General features: G+C 65.7%; 9 protein-coding genes. 6 read left to right on the forward strand and 3 right to left on the reverse strand.

Going from position 1 to position 13,854, the window contains the following annotated elements; all coding sequences use genetic code 11:
- Positions 1-5: 5 nt before the first annotated feature.
- Positions 6-2,948, reverse strand: a complete 2,943-nt coding sequence (locus ACX3PH_RS10060; RefSeq protein ID WP_459092016.1) for a PKD domain-containing protein — start codon at positions 2,946-2,948, stop codon at positions 6-8.
- 256 nt (positions 2,949-3,204) lie between these two features.
- Here ACX3PH_RS10060 and ACX3PH_RS10065 point away from each other — a divergent pair, with 256 nt between their 5' ends.
- From ACX3PH_RS10065 to ACX3PH_RS10085, 5 genes are all read left to right on the forward strand, one after another.
- Positions 3,205-5,088 (forward strand): Hsp70 family protein, encoded by a 1,884-nt coding sequence (locus tag ACX3PH_RS10065; RefSeq protein WP_459092018.1) that lies wholly within the window; start codon positions 3,205-3,207, stop codon positions 5,086-5,088.
- Positions 5,089-5,131: 43 nt separating this feature from the next.
- The gene (locus ACX3PH_RS10070; RefSeq protein ID WP_459092020.1) at positions 5,132-7,345 is read left to right on the forward strand and encodes a LuxR C-terminal-related transcriptional regulator; all 2,214 of its coding nucleotides are present in this window, start codon (positions 5,132-5,134) and stop codon (positions 7,343-7,345) included.
- 174 nt (positions 7,346-7,519) lie between these two features.
- On the forward strand, positions 7,520-8,533 hold the full coding sequence (locus ACX3PH_RS10075) for an IniB N-terminal domain-containing protein (protein WP_459092022.1): 1,014 nt from the start codon (positions 7,520-7,522) through the stop codon (positions 8,531-8,533).
- Positions 8,534-8,619: 86 nt separating this feature from the next.
- Entirely contained in the window at positions 8,620-10,482 is a 1,863-nt protein-coding gene (locus ACX3PH_RS10080; protein WP_459092023.1) for a dynamin family protein, read from the forward strand.
- A complete protein-coding gene (locus ACX3PH_RS10085; RefSeq protein WP_459092025.1) occupies positions 10,479-12,020 on the forward strand; it encodes a dynamin family protein in 1,542 nt (513 codons plus the stop codon). Before ACX3PH_RS10080 ends, ACX3PH_RS10085 begins: the two co-directional genes overlap by 4 nt.
- On the opposite strand, the gene ACX3PH_RS10090 is transcribed toward ACX3PH_RS10085, so the two are convergent.
- Together ACX3PH_RS10090 and ACX3PH_RS10095 are read right to left on the reverse strand one after the other, a co-directional pair.
- A complete protein-coding gene (locus tag ACX3PH_RS10090; protein WP_459092027.1) occupies positions 11,949-12,566 on the reverse strand; it encodes a hypothetical protein in 618 nt (205 codons plus the stop codon). The two genes, ACX3PH_RS10085 and ACX3PH_RS10090, sit on opposite strands and share 72 nt — an antisense overlap.
- 51 nt (positions 12,567-12,617) lie before the next feature.
- Positions 12,618-13,313 (reverse strand): NADPH-dependent F420 reductase, encoded by a 696-nt coding sequence (locus ACX3PH_RS10095; RefSeq protein ID WP_459092029.1) that lies wholly within the window; start codon positions 13,311-13,313, stop codon positions 12,618-12,620.
- A 75-nt stretch (positions 13,314-13,388) separates the two neighbouring features.
- On the opposite strand from ACX3PH_RS10095, the gene ACX3PH_RS10100 reads away from it, so the two are divergent.
- A complete protein-coding gene (locus ACX3PH_RS10100) occupies positions 13,389-13,850 on the forward strand; it encodes an SRPBCC family protein (protein ID WP_459092031.1) in 462 nt (153 codons plus the stop codon).
- Positions 13,851-13,854 lie beyond the last annotated feature (4 nt).

Raw genomic sequence — 13,854 nt, forward strand, 5'->3', positions numbered from 1 at the left:
CGCGGTTACGGAGTGGTAACCCTGAGTGCGTCGACGCTCAGCGTGGCCGCGGCGCCGGTGAAGCTGCGGGAAGCGTAATAGAGCAAGCCGGGGGAGCCGGTTCGCTGGAGGGACGCAGTCGAGTCGGTCGCGGTGAGCTGCCAATCGGGCTCGGTGGTTCCGGTTCGCCAGATCTTGGCTCTCAGGGTCGTCGGACTGCTTCCTACCGCCTGCATCGCGATCTCATAGCTGTTCCCCACGCTATGCGTGAAGCTCGCCGGCAGGAAGACGTTGGCGATCACCGTTTCTCCACCGGCCCGCCGCACAAGCTGTAGCTGGATCCTGCCGTTCGTCTCCATGATCGCCTTCGCCCGGTAATCGTTCGAGTTGTCGACCCGCCGACCTTCGAATGAGACGTACAGACTGCCCCCTGTCGCCAGTGAGTCGAAGGAGAATCGCGCCCGCAGTTCGGTACTGCTGGACTGCACCCCTGGGAGGCTCACCTCCGCTGTGGCTCCCGGTGTCGCCCGGACCGCCCCGACCCCGGAACCCACTGAGAAGCGACTGCTCGACGTATGGGTGGTCCAGGCGCCGCCGATGTCGGCGGTACCCCAGCCAGAAGCCACCGTGCGTTCGTAGTCATCCGAAGCTGCGCTGGTAGGAGGTGGCGGCGGGGGCGGAGGTGGAGGCGGTGGTGGCGGTGTTGCCGCCACCGTCACGACCCGGGTGGCAGTTGCCGTGGCAGAGTCATCGTCGGTCACCGTCAGTGTGATCGTGTAGGTGCCATCCGCACCATACAGGTGGTTGGCGGTCGGGCCGGTGACGGCAGGAGTGCCGTCGCCGAAATCCCAGGAGTAGCCGGCGATGGTGCCATCGGAGTCGCTTGACCCGGTGCCGCTCACCTGCAGACTGCGCTCGGTGATCGTTGGTGTGGTGATGACCGCGACCGGTGCGGCATTTTCGGGCGGTGGCGGCGGTGGCGGCGGTGGTGGAGGGGGAGGCTGCACCGCTCCGATCCGGCCGAACGTCAACTCATCGATCGCCGCCGTCACCGGCACCGCGGTGGCGCTTCCGGAAACATAGAGGCTGACGCCCGGCACGCCCGAGCTCTGCAGCACCGGCGCGGAGTCGCTGGCCGTCACCATCCAGGTTGTCGGCTCTGGCTGGCCCGAACGCCACAATCTCGCCCGGAGGCTCGTCGGATTGGTGCCCTCCGCCTCGACGCGGATGCTCAGCGAGTCGCCCGGAACCACGCTCAGACCAGGGATTGTCAGGTTGGCAAGGGAGACATCCGTGCGATTCTGGTAGCGGATGAGACTCAGGTTGACGGCGCCGCCGGGGACGTAGCGGGCCTTCGCCCGGTAGCTGTCCTGGTTCACCTGTTTGGCCAGGAACGACAGGTAGGTACCGGATCCGGTGCCGGCCTTGTCGATGGAGAAGCGGGAGCCCACACTGACATCATCGACGGTCACCGAGGGTAGCGTCATCGTTCGGGTGACTCCTGCTGGAGATGTCAAACGGCCTGCGCCGCTGGACACGGCGTAACCGGTGCCAGCGGACGGTGACCATGCCTGGCCGGAGTCTGCCGTGCCCCAGCCGGATGCGACGGTGCGGGAGAACTCGTCACTGGCATAGCTCGACGGGGGTGCGCTGGTGAATTGCCAGGTCGGCCCCGTTGTCGCATCCGTGCCGTCCCGCACCACCGCGTACCACTCGTACTCGGTGTCGGTTTCCAGGCCGTCGAAGGTTACGGATGCGGTGCCACCGGAGGTGACCGAGTCAGTGCCGAGGAGCGTGAAGGGGGCCGGCTGGGTGGCGCTCATGGTGAACGGCACCGTGAAGGAGGAGTCGGCATCCGTCTCGTATTGGTTGAGGGTAGGCGAGTAGGTAACGGCCTGCACCATGTTCTGGCTCGGCTTGAAGGTGTAGTAGCGCATCCAGCCGTTGCCGCCATTTGCTCGGCTCTGGTAATCGGAAAGCATCTGCGGAACCGGCGTACCGCAGCTGTTCGGATCGAGGCGCCGCCCTTCGCCGGCGTCCCCGTTGTTGAAGTGGCCGTTCAGCACCATGACGATGTTGCAGTTCGGGAAGACCAAATCGGTCCAGAGCTGTTGAGGCGACATTCCCCCGGGGCGCTCGATGGCCGTGGGCCGGTTCGAGTTGTAGTTGATGAACGAGTGCGTCACCAGGATGACCTTGCGATCCGGATGCGCGGCGAGCACCTTTCGCGCCCAATCGACGGTGTAGCTCGGCGTGCCGAACTCGAGGGAGAGTACCAGGTAGTCCGCTCCGCCCGCGGTGAAGAGGGAGAAGCTGTTCATGTTGCCACGGTCGACCGGATCGGTGCCGAACAGGTCTTGTCCGAGGTAGCCGCCGTACTGTGCGGAAGCGGGCGTCCAGTCGGCGTTGGCATAACGACTGGGCGGGAAGTACTGGTGGTAGAGCGGAGACTCGCCCGTGGTGACGTTGAGATCGTGGTTGCCCGGCAGCACGCTGTTGGGCACCCCCGCGTCGTCGAGCACCGCCAGCCGTTCCGACACCCGCTGCCACTGGATCGTGCTCGTGTATTCGCTGACGAGGTCGCCCAGTTGGCTCACGAACTCAATATTGAGTGCACTACGATTCGCGACGATCCAGTCTGCCTGGGCGCGGATCGTCTCCTGGAAGGTCGACCAGGTGTAGTTCTGGGTGTCCGGGATGACGGCGAACGTGAAGTCCGGCTCGTTGGATGGCACGACGACGGTCGCTCCGCGTTCCCTTCCGTAGAAGTCGACGGAGAGCGTTGACGTGTCGGGGTCGCTCGCGACCACGCGGAGTTCTGCTGAATCGCCCGCGACGGTCGAGTTTGTGGCGGGAGCCACCAGGGTGGGAGTGTTCGCGGGGGCCGCATAGGCGGCCGGTGTGCCGACAACAAGTAGTCCGGCGATCAACGCTGTCAGCGCGACCCCGGCACCTACCCGCAAGGGCATGCGGGCGGGTTCATTCGAAAATCGTGGCATGGGGGAGGCCTCGGGTTTCTCCGCGGATCGTCATTGAACCGCGAATAGTGAGCCGAATGCTACACCTCTCGAAGTGAAACGAACAGCCCCAGCTTCGTACCCCCGAACGGGGGTCAAAAGCATTGACATTTTCTCCGAGTGCGCAGAAGGTTGTTGACGTGTAACTCACGCAGCGTTGCCCCTATTAGCGCTGCTGACGTTGAATGATCATTTGCTATGAGGAACGATGCCCTACGTTCTTGGCGTTGATGTCGGCAACAGTTTCACCACTGCGGCCACCGCCCACTTCAACACGGACAATCAGCTGTTCGCCGCGCATCCGGTCCAACTCGGGCTGACGAGTGACCCGGTTCCGTCGGTTGCCTTCGTAACGGACGACGGACTGGTGCTCATCGGCGAGGCGGCAGAGGAAGCCGGTCTCAACCGACCAGAACGCCTGGTTCGCGATTTTCGCCAGCGGGTTGGCGACCCGGTACCCATCGCCGTCGATGAGCTTCGCGTGGTCGCGGAACAGGTATTCGCGCTCGTGGTGGTCTGGGTGGTCGGCCGCACCGAGGAACGCGAAGGTGCGCCGCCGAATGCCATCAGCATCACCCATCCGACGGGCTGGGGTGACTACAGGACCGAGCAAGTGCGCGGCGCGCTTGCCGACGTCGGACTGACGGATGTCAGCCTCGTCAGCGAAGCCGAGGCCGCGGTTCTCAGGCATTCCACTCGTCAGGCGGACGGGCCGGGCGGCGTCGTCGCGGTCTATGACCTGGGCGGGAGCACCTGCGACGTCACCATTCTGGAGGAGGGCGCCTCGGGCAGTTGCCGTGTGCTCGGAGATCCGGGCCATGTCGAACGGCTCGGAGGCACCGATTTCGATGAGCTGGTATTCCGTCGTGTCTCCGAAAGGGCATGCTTCGCGCCCACCGAGATCGACCCCGCAGACGAGGATGCGCTGCAGGCCTTCCGAGACGTTCGCCGGGCGTGCACCCGGGCGAGGGAGACGCTCTCATTCCGGACGGAAGCGACCGTCCCGGTCGCCCTTCCGGGCATTCGGACCGCAGTGCGATTAATGCGCTCGGAGTTCGAGACCATGATCGATGGCGCCGTCCGCGAGAGCATCGACCTGTTCGACCAGGCACTCGAGGCAACCGGGCTTGCAGCCGAAGATATCGGTTCGGTTCTCCTCGTCGGCGGCGCATCCCACACTCCATTCGTCGCCCGACAGCTTTCCGGCCAACTCGACAGGCCGGTCATCACCGACTCCGACCCGGCCGCCGCACTCGCCCTCGGTGCCGCGCAGACAGGTGCAATAAGCATGCTCGCCGCCCGCGCTGCTGAATCAAAGCTCAACCAGCAGCCCCCTGTCCCGGTTGAACATCCGTCACCCAGCAAGAAGGTGCGCCATGGCGTGCGCCGTCAAGTGGCGGCCGCCGTGCCGCACCCATTCCGCCTCGGGCCCAGGGCTGCACGGGCTACCGCGAGAGCGGTTCCGGTCGGAGCAGCGGCGGTTGTCGCGGGTTTGATCCTGACGGTGGTCGCAGCACAGGGTGCCGGGTTCAGCGCGCTGTCCCAGGGGCAGAACGGACGGCCAGACATGGGTGCTGGCGAATGGTTCAAGCCGGAGTCGCTCAGAGCGGACGGAATCCCGGGATTCCCGTTCGGGGTCGGTACCGGCGAGCCCGACGAGAAAACGGATGCCACGCCGTTCCTCACCCCGCCACCTCAAGCCGGCGCCGCCGAGCCTGGCCCCCAGGCGAAGCGCGCGCCGTCCGGGAGCCGACAACAGGCAACCGATGAAGCCACGCGGGCGTCGTTGCCACAACCGACTGTCACGAAGCCCAGAACCCAGCCCCCTCCGACAACAACGGCGGACACCACGCCAGCGCCGCCTCCGGAGCCGGAGCCGGAGCCCGGACCTGTACCAGATCCGGTTCCCGACCCGCCACCGGACCCAGTGCCTGACCCTGATCCGGATCCGGCACCAGAGCCCGAGCCCGTTCCTGAGCCCGTGCCGGAGCCGGTTCCTGACCCGGATCCTGAACCCGTTCCTGAACCCGTTCCTGACCCGGATCCTGAACCGGCCCCTGTCATCGAACCCCCGGCAGACCCGGTGGTGTGAAAACATGGCTGCCGAACCATCACGCGTAAGGTCACTGCGATCGGTGCGCGGAACCGCCGCCAACGCAGGGGCATCCGCGCAAGGCGAGGAGCACGAATCGGCGGCTACCATCGGCCTCCACTCCCGAGTTGAGATCGCCGCCGCCGCCGAGGCCTCGTTGCGCCGACCGGTGCCGCAGGCGTTCATCGACCACGTTGCCGATATGACCGGTGGCGTGCCCTGGCTGGTACAGCTGGTACTCGGTTCGGCAGTGGACGATGGCATCGAAGTCCATTCGAAGCAGGCTGCCTCGCCTGGCCTGATCGGCATGCTCGGCTACGAGCTCGACACAGCATACGGCGAACTCCGGGAACTGCTTCTCGCCCTCGCGGTCGGCTTCGACCTCTCCGGCCGGCTGCCTCCGAATCTCGAGGGCGACGGTGCCAGAGTCGACGACTTGATGACGAGGGCGCGGGCTGCGGGGCTGGTGCTGGCGCACGGACGGCTGGTTCCCCTCGTGCGTCAAGCCCTGCTGGAGACCACCCCGGCCTATCGGGTGCGTTCGCTCCAGCTGGCGTTGGTGGACGCGGTGCTCGCTGAGGGACGCCCCCTGGGGGATGTCGCTGAGGCCCTGGCGCGTGCCGGCCTAAGGGACCCGAGAGTCGCGACCACGCTGGAGCGGGCGGGCGACAGCGCGCTGAGCACCAGGCCCGCGGTCGCGTTCACGCTGTACGACGAGGCCGGGGCGGCCGGCTGCGACGAACTATCCATCGCGGCGCGGCGTGCGCAGGCAGCATCCGCCCTGGGCGACCTGGACCTTGCCGCGCGGATTCTCGACGACCTCCTGACCCGCGAGAATGCGCCAGACCTCATCAGGGCTGTCGATGTCGCGGCTGCCGTATGGGCGCAGCGAGGGATGCTGCAGCGAAGCGCGGAGATATACGGCTGGCTCGGTCCCGACCGGATCGGCTCCTCCGCACCCCTCGCCGCAGTCGCCATGATCGGTGTCGGAGATCCGGAAGGAGCCGACGCGATGCTGGCTGCGGCGCCCACCAGCAGCTCACCCACACTGGTCTCGGTAGCGGTCTCGCTCATGGGGCAGGGGCTGCGCAGTTCGGTGAGCGGTTCGGTCGACGCCGCGCTTCCGGCGCTGATCCGTGCCTCCGACATGATGACGGCTTCTGGGGTGGTGACGCCGGTTCCCGAGCTGCCAGCAGCACTGGCCACGTTGGTCGCCCTGCACAGTGGCGAACTACCAGTCGCCGACTCGATCCTGGAGCGCGCACTCGCCGGGGAGCAGGGGGGGTCTGCCACGCGGCAACGGCTGCAGTTGCTGCGGTCCTGGGTCGCGATGAATGCGGATCGCTCTGAGCTGGCGCGGGCCGGTATCGATCAGGCAATGGCGGATGCCCGGAGACTCACCCCCCGCAACGAGCTGCTCTTCCGGGCGCTGGAGGTGGGGCTGGCGCGACGGGCGGATGATGCGCCTGCGCTGGTGCGCGCATGGCAGCGGGCAAGGGAGAGCCTCCTGCATGTGCCGATCGACCTGTTCAGCCTGATGCCGCTTGGCGAGCTGATGGTGACCGCCACCCGGCTGCGAGACTCCGCCTGGCTTCAGGCGCCGTTGGCGGAGGCGTGGGCTCTCCTCGACCGGCTGGGCAACCCGCCACTGTGGTCGGTTCCGCTGCACTGGTCTGCTGTGCAGTCCGCGATCCTGGCCGACCGGCCTAAGGAACTTGTGCCTCACGCCGCTGCCCTGGTTCGGGCATCCGCCGACAGCCATCTTGCCTCGGTGCTCGCCGCTGCCGGCCGAGCGTGGGTGGCCGTCCGCGCCGGTCAATTCGAGGTCGCAGCTGTGGAAGAAGCGGCCCGGGGTCTGGCATCCGTCGGACTCACCTGGGACGGTTCCAGGCTGGCCGGGCACGCGGCAGCTCGCACGGCGGAACGCAAGGACATGGCACGACTGCTGGCTTGTGCGCGAAGCCTTCGTCCGAGCACCGCGACAATGAGCGCTTCTGCGCAACCGCACCAATCCGTCGGAACAACTGCCGCTGGGGTTGCAGGGTCGCGGGACAAGGCCGGGTTGAGCGCCCGTGAGCGCGAGGTCGCGCGGCTTGTCCTGGAAGGAAACACGTATGAGGAGATCGGCGAAACGATCTTCATTTCACCGCGCACCGTTGAGCACCACGTTGCCCGGATCCGCCGGCAGCTGGGTGTCGCCACTCGGTCGGAAATGCTTGCCGAACTGCGTGTCGTGCTGGGCGAAGACGGGGCCTAACCCCTATCGGGTCCGCCCAATCCCCTAACGCGACGCGGCGCCAGCCCGCAGCAGTGCGTCGGCGGCAGGGGGTCGGTCCCCGATGTCTCCTTTGCTCTGTGGCGAATACCTTCTGGTGCAGAAGCCGGGTAATTCTGCTCGGCACCCGTGAATTTCAAACTGAAGGAAATCCTCATGACCGCCATAACCACCATGTTGCTCGACTTCCTGTTGAGCCTGCTCGGGGATCCCGAAGCAGCGGCCGACTTCCTCGACGATCCCGAAGGAGCCCTCGAAGACGCCGGGCTGGGCGACATTACCGGCGATGACGTCGACGCGGTGATTCCCATCGTGCTCGACTCATCCACCATCAACAGCTCGTTCGACCGCGAATACAACACCGGCGGTGACGGCACCGGCAACACCGGCGGCGCCAGCGGCGGCGGTGGCGGTGCTGGAGTCGGCGCCCTGCAGGACAACGCCAACGCGGTCCAGCAGTTGACCCACATCGTCAACAACTACTCCTACAACGACACCATCACTGACCTGTCGGTCAACCAGAATATTTGGACTGACGGCGACGTGACCCAGATGTTCGACAACGACGCGATGATCGCCTCCGGACACGGAGCGGCCGCTGCCGGTGAAGACGCGATGGTCGACAACTCGACCGACGACTCCACCGACAACTCGACGAACGTCACTGCCGGAGAAGGAGCCAACGTCGCGATCGGGAACACCGACAATTCCGATAGCTCGGACAACTCCGACAACTCTGACAACTCTGACAACTCTGACAATTCCGATAACTCGGACAACTCGGTGGACAACTCGGACAATTCGGACAACTCGGTGCACATGGACATCGACCTGGCGGACTCGCTGAACGACAGTTCGGACAATTCCACCGACAACTCGGACAACTCAGACAATTCAGACAACTCCGACAACAGCGACAACTCCACCAATGTCGCCTTGGCGGATTCGCTGAACGACAATTCGGACAACTCCGATAATTCGACGGATGACGACATCGGCGTCACCCTCAACGATTCGCTCAACGACAACTCGACCGAGACGGAAACCGAGTTCGAGACGGACATCGACGTGGAGTTCGATGAGTCGTTCAACGACGACCACTCGACCGACAATTCGCTTGATGTCGAAGACAACGTGGTGATCGTGCCCGATATGGATCCCATGTCCTAACCTGCGAGAAAAGTAACACCTGGCAATTACCCGACACCCGCCCAGTAGGAGCATTCGCTTCCTACTGGGCGGTTGTGTGTGGTCTGATGGAGGGGTCAGAACCTGAAGGAAGCCTCGTGGTTGAGCTTGTCAAGTTGGTGGACAAAGGCATCGAACTTGTCAGCGCGGGGGAACGACCGGATCTGCGACGGCGCCTGGAGCAGACCAGGCGACGCCTCCTCGACCCGAGCACCCGCGTTGTGGTCGTCGGCGAGTTCAAGCAGGGCAAGAGTTTGTTGATCAACGCCCTGGTGAATGCGCCGGTGTGCCCGGTCGATGACGACATCGCGACATCCGTGCCCACCGTGGTCAGGCACGGCACCGTGCCATCCGCCGCCATCATGTTCGCTAAAGGCGGTGGTTCGCCAGCCGGTGGGGAGCAGTCGCTGGAAAGCGAGGTGATCCCTATCGAGACGGTCGCTGAGCATGTGTCGGAGAAGGGGAACCCCGGAAACCGCGACAACCTGGTGGCCGCCGAGGTCTACCTCCCACGTGAGATCCTCTCGGGCGGGCTCTCGCTCGTTGACACTCCCGGCCTGGGCGGGCTCGACTCCGTGCACTCGCTGACCACCCTCACCACGCTGCCGACAGCGGATGCCATGCTGCTGGTCTCCGACGCGTCGCAGGAATACACCGAACCTGAGATCCAATTCCTGCGCCAGGCGATGCGCATCTCACCGAACGTGGCGTGTGTGCTGTCGAAGATCGATCTCTACCCACGTTGGGAAGAGGTCGCGAAGCTGGACCGCAAGCACCTGGACGACGTGGACCCAGACATCCCGCTGTTCGCGGTCTCCTCAGAGTTGCGGCTGCAGGCCGCCCGGCTCGAGGACGAGGAGCTCAACACCGAGTCGGGGTTCCTTCCCCTGATCAGGTATCTCCGGGCCGGCATCCTCGGCCAGGCGGAGCGGTTGCAGCGCCGGTCGGTCGCGCTCGACCTGCGCTCGATCACCGAGCATCTTCAACTCTCGCTGCAGTCAGAGCTGGCCGCGATCGAACATCCGGAGAGCATGCCGCAGATGATCGCGGAGCTGGAGACCGCCAAGGAACGGGCGGATGAGCTCCGGCGCCGATCATCGCGGTGGCAGACCACGCTCAACGACGGTGTGTCCGACCTGATCTCCGACATGGAATACGACCTCCGCGACCGGATGCGTCGCATCCAGCGGGACGCGGAGCGCGCCATTGACGGAGCCGATCCCGGCCCGATCTGGCAGGAGACCGTCGAATGGCTGGACCAGCGAGTTGCGGCGGCGGTTTCCGACACCTTCGTGTGGACGAACGAGCGGGCACAGTGGCTGTCGGAACAGGTCGCCGATCATTTCAATCGCGACGAAGTGCAGTTGCCCCGGCTGTTGCACATCGACAGCACAGAAGACGTGCTCGACCCGGTGCAGCCGGTCGACACGCTCGACTCGGGGAAGCTCAGCGTGGTGCAGAAGCTTTTCATCGGCATGCGCGGTTCCTACGGCGGCGTGCTGATGTTCGGCCTGCTGACCGGTCTCGCCGGCATGTCACTGATCAACCCGATCTCCATCGGCGCAGGAATCCTGATCGGGGCGAAGGTGTACAAGGACGAGCAGGATGCCAGACTCAAGCGCCGCAGGGTCGAGGCGAAGGCTCTCGTGCGCAGCCACATCGATGACGTCATCTTCCAGGTCGGCAAGCAGCTGAAGGACCGCCTGAGACTCGTACAGCGTGGCACGCGTGACCATTTCAGCGAGATCGCGGAGGAGCACCACCGCTCGCTCGGGGCATCCGTCATCGCCGCGCAGAAGGCGGCCACCACGTTCAACCAGGAGAGCGACCAGCGCGTCAAGGAGATCAAGGCGGAGCTGGCCAGAACAGTCGAGCTGCGCAAGAGCGCGCTCGCGCTGGACCCGAAGCCGGTGAGCGCGGTGCAACCGTGAGCCGGATACTGCGTGAAGCGGTTCCCCGCCTGATTCGGGATGCGATCGAGGTTTACCAGGACGATCCGATCGCCGTGCGCCTGCTCGAGGGACACGCGCGCCGGCTGGAGGAACCGCTGCGCATCGCTGTCGCCGGCATGGTGAAGGCGGGCAAGTCGACGTTGATCAATGCGGTGCTGGGGGAGGAGCTGGCACCGACCGATGCGGGGGAGTGCACCACGACCGTGATGTGGTTTCGCTACGGCGACGGGCCCCGCGCATCCGTTCATCCGATTGTCGGCGAACCGGAGGACTTGCCCATCCAGCAGGTCGACGGGCGGCCGACATTCGACCTCACCGGCATCCGCCCAGCGGACGTGCGCCGAATCGTGGTCGAGTGGCCGGCCGAGAGCCTGCGCAACCTGATTCTCATCGACACTCCCGGGATCGCCTCGTTGTCCGGGGAGATCTCGGAACGCTCGAACCGCTTCTTCATCCCGGAAAACGGGTCGTCGGAGGCTGACGCGATCATCTACGTGCTGCGGCACCTGCATCAGGCCGACCTGACCTTCCTGAAGTCGCTTCGCGAAGCCGCCGGCACCCAATCCGGTGCGGTCAACGCCCTCGCAGTGCTGTCGCGGGCCGACGAGATCGGGGCCGGCCGAATAGACTCCCTTCTCGCCGCCCGCGACATCGTCAAGCGCTACCGGAATGACGAGACCCTGCGCTCCCTGGCGATCGGCGTGCTGCCGGTCGCGGGCAGGCTCGCACAGACGGCGCGAACGTTGCAGCAGCCCGAGGTGGAGGTCTTGGCCGAGCTTGCCGCCCTTGACCGGAAGACACGCGAGCGGATGCTGATCTCGGCCGGCCGGTTCGTGCAGGCACAGGGCGCAGCGGTCGGAACCATGGAGGAAAGACGTGCCCTGCTCGACCGTTTCGGGCTGTTCGGGATCCGGCTGGCCACCGTGCTCATCCACAGCGGCTTCTCCGAGCCCGAATCACTGGCACGCGAATTGGCCCGCCGCAGCGGACTCGATGACCTGGTAAGCCTGATTGCCACCCAATTCCGGGTGCGCGACGACCAGCTGAAGGCCCGGGCGGCCATCGTCGGCGTGGAGAACCTGTTGCACCAGCATCCGCGTCCCGGTACCGATGCCCTCACAACGACCATCGAACGCATCCTGGCGGAGACCCACGAGTTCCGTGAGCTGCGGCTGATGGCCACCGCCCACACCTCCGGCATTGCGCTGCCGCCCGAACTCACTGCCGAGATGCTTCGACTCGCCGGCAGCCAGGGACTCTCCCCGGAGGAGAGGCTGGGACTGGAGCCGGATGCGCCCCAGGCCGAAGTGCACTCCCGTGCACTGTCCGAGGTACACCGTTGGAGGGCCAGATCGGAGAGCCCGCTGACTGACCGAGCCACGGCAGAACTGTGCCGAATAGTGGTGAGAAGTTGCGAGGGCATCCTGGTCCAGCCCGGCGACGGCTCAGGTGTGCCAGCGACGACGTCTCTTCTTCTGGGCGCGGAACCAGGTGCTGGCGCTCGGGAAGAGGCTTAGCACCAGCCCGGCGCCGGCGAGCGCCAGCTCTGCCACCAGGCTGATGCGGAGGTAGAGGCCCTCCTCGCCGGGGGCAATCAGCAGCGCATCGGCGATGAGCAGGACGCCGGCGTTGGCGAACAGGATGAGCATGAGCGCCCACCGCGCCCCACCGTGCCCGCGCATCATCGCCCGCAAGGCAATTGCCTCGATAACGATCACCAGCACGAGCAGGCCCAGCGTTCCCCAGAACACGAGTGATGCGAGCGCGGTGAGCGTTTCGGAGTCCCGCTCCGGGGCAAGGTCGGTGACCAACTCACGCAAGCGCTCCAATTGGTCATCCCGGGAGACAAAGGTGAAGAGGATCACGATGAAACCGGCAGCGAAGCTGACCAGCCACAATGTGCGCGCCGCCTTCACCTGACGGGTCGGAACGATCGGCTGGAGTACCGGCGCCGGCGTGCGGTCCGACATTTCCGGTCTCGGCGGCTTGTCCAATGGCACGCCGGCCCGCGTCGAAGGCACGCCGTCTTCGTTGGGCTCGGTGGCATCCGTTTGTGGAGGCATGCAGGCAATGTACCCCCGACTCGGGTCATGCCGGGCAGCGTGCCGCGAGCGCTACGCTGCGGCGCCGTTGGCGCGGGCACGCGCGACCACCTGCCCGCGGGCGGAGGTCGGGAAGCGCTCGAGCATCGCCCGCACCTCAGGAGCGTCGACATCGGCGCCGAACAATTCGGTGTGCGGCTCCATGCGGATGCCTTCGGCGAGTGGTCCTGCGATCACCGGGTCGAAACCCAGGGCATCGACCAATGCCGCGACGGTCTCCAGCTCGGCCGGGCCATCCCCGGCGATGGCCAGCGCCTTGCGCCCGGGCTCGCCGGCCGTGCGGGCCTCGTCTTCCAGGTCGTGGTACCCCATGTGGTTGAACGCTTTGACGACCCGCGAGTCAGGAAGGAACTCCTGCACGATTTCGCTGGAGGAGGTTCGTGCGTTGGTGAACTCGTCGCGGATACCGTCGACTTCCCACCAGTAGTTCATTGCGTCGATGACCAGTTTTCCGCGCAACAGTTCGGCGGGGACGGTGCGGTACTTGCCGAGGGGGAGCGCGAGGATGACCACGTCGGCGTTGGTGGCGACATCCGCAGCGGTGCTCGCGACGGCCCCTTCGCTGAGAACGTCGACGGTGAGCGCAATCCTCGCCGGGTCACGCGATCCGGCGATCAGCACGTGGTATCCCGCCGCGACGGCGAGACGGGCCAGCACGGTGCCGACCTTGCCGGCGCCGAGGATGCCAATCGTCGTGATCTCAACCATGTCAGCCCAGTTTTTCACATTTGGCTGGAAGCAGGCATCCGTAGCGCTCGTCGGCTGCGTCACTAGACTTCGGACATGGGCAGCTGGAAGCATTCTGAATCGATCATGGTGTCACGCCCGGCGGAGGAGCTTTACGCGCTCGTCTCCGACGTGACACGGATGGGCGAGTGGAGCCCGGTCTGCACCGGGTGCTGGTGGGACGACGACACCCGTGGTGTCGGGGCGTGGTTCACTGGTCGAAACGAAATGCCCGGGAAAACCTGGGAGACACGGTCCCAGGTGGTGGCGGATGAGCCAGGTCGCGAGTTCGCCTTCGTGGTCGGCGGCAATCGCACCCGCTGGGGCTACACCTTTGAGCCGGTGGGTGACGAAACGCGGATGACCGAGTCGTGGGAGATTCTCCCGGCCGGTGAGGAGTACTTCCAGGAACGCTTCGGGGCGGATGCCGAGGCAGAGGTCCAGCAGCGTGCGGACACGGCACGCAGCGGCATCCACGACACTCTCGCCGCCATCAAGAAGGCCGCAGAAGCGCAGTAGTGTT

The organism is Homoserinimonas sp. A520, from assembly GCF_054489245.1.